This window comes from Paenibacillus sp. sg306046, assembly GCF_059821225.1.
Window position 1 is genome coordinate 1 of the sequence record NZ_JCAMRT010000066.1, and the last position, 2,563, is coordinate 2,563.

The 2,563-nt window shown below is 62.6% G+C and carries 1 protein-coding gene; it reads left to right on the top strand.

Going from position 1 to position 2,563, the window contains the following annotated elements:
* Nucleotides 1–29 precede the first annotated feature (29 nt).
* A partial coding sequence (locus tag AC6ROY_RS25255; RefSeq protein WP_500103319.1) for a family 78 glycoside hydrolase catalytic domain occupies nt 30–2,563 on the top strand: 2,534 nt, incomplete at its 3' end.

Below are 2,563 nucleotides of genomic sequence, written 5' to 3' on the forward strand. Positions count from 1 at the left end.
ATCAGATCCGAGAACAGGGAGAGGATACGATGTTAAACGTGCTTACCGTTCGTTGTGAGTATCAAAGCGAGCTGCTGGGAACCGGAGTCGCACGGCCGCGCTTCAGCTGGGTGCTGGATGGAGGAGACCGTAGAGGGGTTGTTCAGGCGGCCTACCGGCTTCAGCTGATCGAGCAAGGCGGCAGCTTCGAGCGCGCCTTATGGGATTCGGGACGGGTAGAATCGGAGCAATCCATTCAGGTTGCCTACGGAGGACCGCCGCTGCTTGCAGGAACGGCTTATCGTTATCGCGTGAAGGCTTGGGATACGGCAGGCCTGGAAGCGCCGTGGAGCGCGGAGGGACGCCTGGAGCTTGGAATCGACAGCTCGCACGCTTGGCAGGCCCAGTGGATTACGCCGGATGCGGACGCGATTGCCGCTGACGCGGAGCCGGTCTATTTGCTGCGCCGGACGTTTGAAGCGGGAGCGGGCATCGCGTCGGCACGCATTTATGCGTCGGCGCTGGGCGTGTACGAGGTCTATATCAACGGCAGCAAAGCGTCGGACGACCTGCTGGCGCCGGGCTGGACCAGCTACCCGAGCCGGCTGCAGGTGCAGACCTATGACGTGACGGCTGCGCTGCGCGAGGGCGGCAACGGAATCGGCATCATGCTGGGCGACGGCTGGTATCGCGGCGGGCTTGGCTTCGAGGGCAAAAACTTTAACTACGGCGAGCGGCGGGCCGCTTTACTGGAGCTGCATATCCGTTATGAGGACGGCGCGGAAGCCGTTGTGGCGACGGATGCGACGTGGCAGGCGTCGCTTGGCGCGATTCGGTACGCCAATATTTATCACGGCGAGACGTACGATGCCCGCCTGGAGCCGCCGGGCTGGAGCGAAGCCGGAAGCAGCGACGGCTGGCATCCGGTCGAGGTGCTGGACGGGCCGTATGAGCGTCTGGTCGCGCAGGAAAACTGGCCGACGAAGGTAACCGAGGTGATCAAGCCGGTGGCCGCCTTCGTGACGCCTGCCGGCGACCATGTGCTGGACCTGGGGCAAAATATGGTCGGCCGCATCCGATTCACCGTTCAAGCCGAGGCGGGAACGACGATTGTGCTGCGCCATGCCGAGGTGCTGGATCGGGAAGGCAATATTTATTTCGGCAACCTTCGTCCGGCGAAGCAAACGGTCAGCTACACCGCACGCGGGGGCGGGGAGGAAAGCTACGCGCCGCATTTCACCTTTATGGGCTTCCGTTATGTGAAGGTAGAAGGGTTCCCCGGGCAGGAGAACGGACTGCCGCTGGAGGCGTTCCAGGGCGAGGTCATCCACTCGGACATGCCGCCCGCTGGCGAGTTCACCTGCTCGGACGAGCGGATCAACAAGCTGCAGCACAACATTCGCTGGGGGCAGCGCGGCAATTTTCTGGACGTGCCGACGGATTGTCCGCAGCGCGACGAGCGGCTGGGCTGGACGGGCGACGCGCAAGTATTTATCAGCACCGCGTTGTTCAACTACCAGGGCGGGCCCTTTTTCACCAAATGGCTGCGTGATCTGAAGGCGGAGCAGCATGCGGACGGCGGCGTTCCGTTTGTGATCCCGGACATCGTTGGCGGCGCGAGCTCCGCTGCGTGGGGAGATGCCGCTGTCATCTGCCCGTGGACCGTGTATCAATACTATGGCGATCAGCACTTGCTCGAAGAGCAATACGACAGCATGAAGCGGTGGGTTGACTATATCCGCGCGCAGGGCGAGCAGGAGTTTTTGTGGAATACGGGCTTCCACTTCGGCGACTGGCTGGCGCTGGATGCGAAGGAGAACAGCTATATCGGCGCAACGCCGACCGCGTTTATCGCAACGGCGTACTACGCGTATTCGACGCGGCTCGTACGCGACGCGGCTCGCGCGCTGGGCCGGGAGGAGGATGCGGAGCGGTACGGGGAGCTGCATCGGCGGGTTATTGAGGCGTTCCGCGACGAGTTCACGACGAAGACGGGCCGAATCGCCTCCCCGACGCAGACGGCGCACGTGCTGGCGCTTGTATTCGAGCTGGTGGACGACAGTGTTAAGGGCCGGGTGGCGGAGGATTTAAACAATCTCATCATAGAAAACGACTACCATCTGACGACCGGGTTCGTCGGCACGCCGTATCTCTGCTTCGCGCTGTCGAACAACGGCTATCATACGACGGCGGTGCGCCTGCTGATGCAGGAAAGCTACCCGGGCTGGCTGTATTCGGTATCCAAAGGGGCGACGACGATCTGGGAGCATTGGGACAGCATCAAGCCGGACGGCTCGTTCTGGAGCGATGACATGAACTCGTTCAACCACTACTCCTACGGCGCGATCGGCGACTGGATGTACCGCAAGGTGGCGGGGCTGGACATGAATGCCGCCGAGCCGGCCTACAAGCGGATTCGCATCGAGCCGCTGTTCGGCTCGACGCTGCTGACCCATGCGCGTGCGGCGTTCGATTCGATGTACGGAAGGATCGAGTCGGGCTGGCAGGTGGAGGGCAGCCGGATCACGGTGAAGGTGACGATTCCGGCCAATACGACGGCTGAAATCGTCCTGCGCGGCGCGAC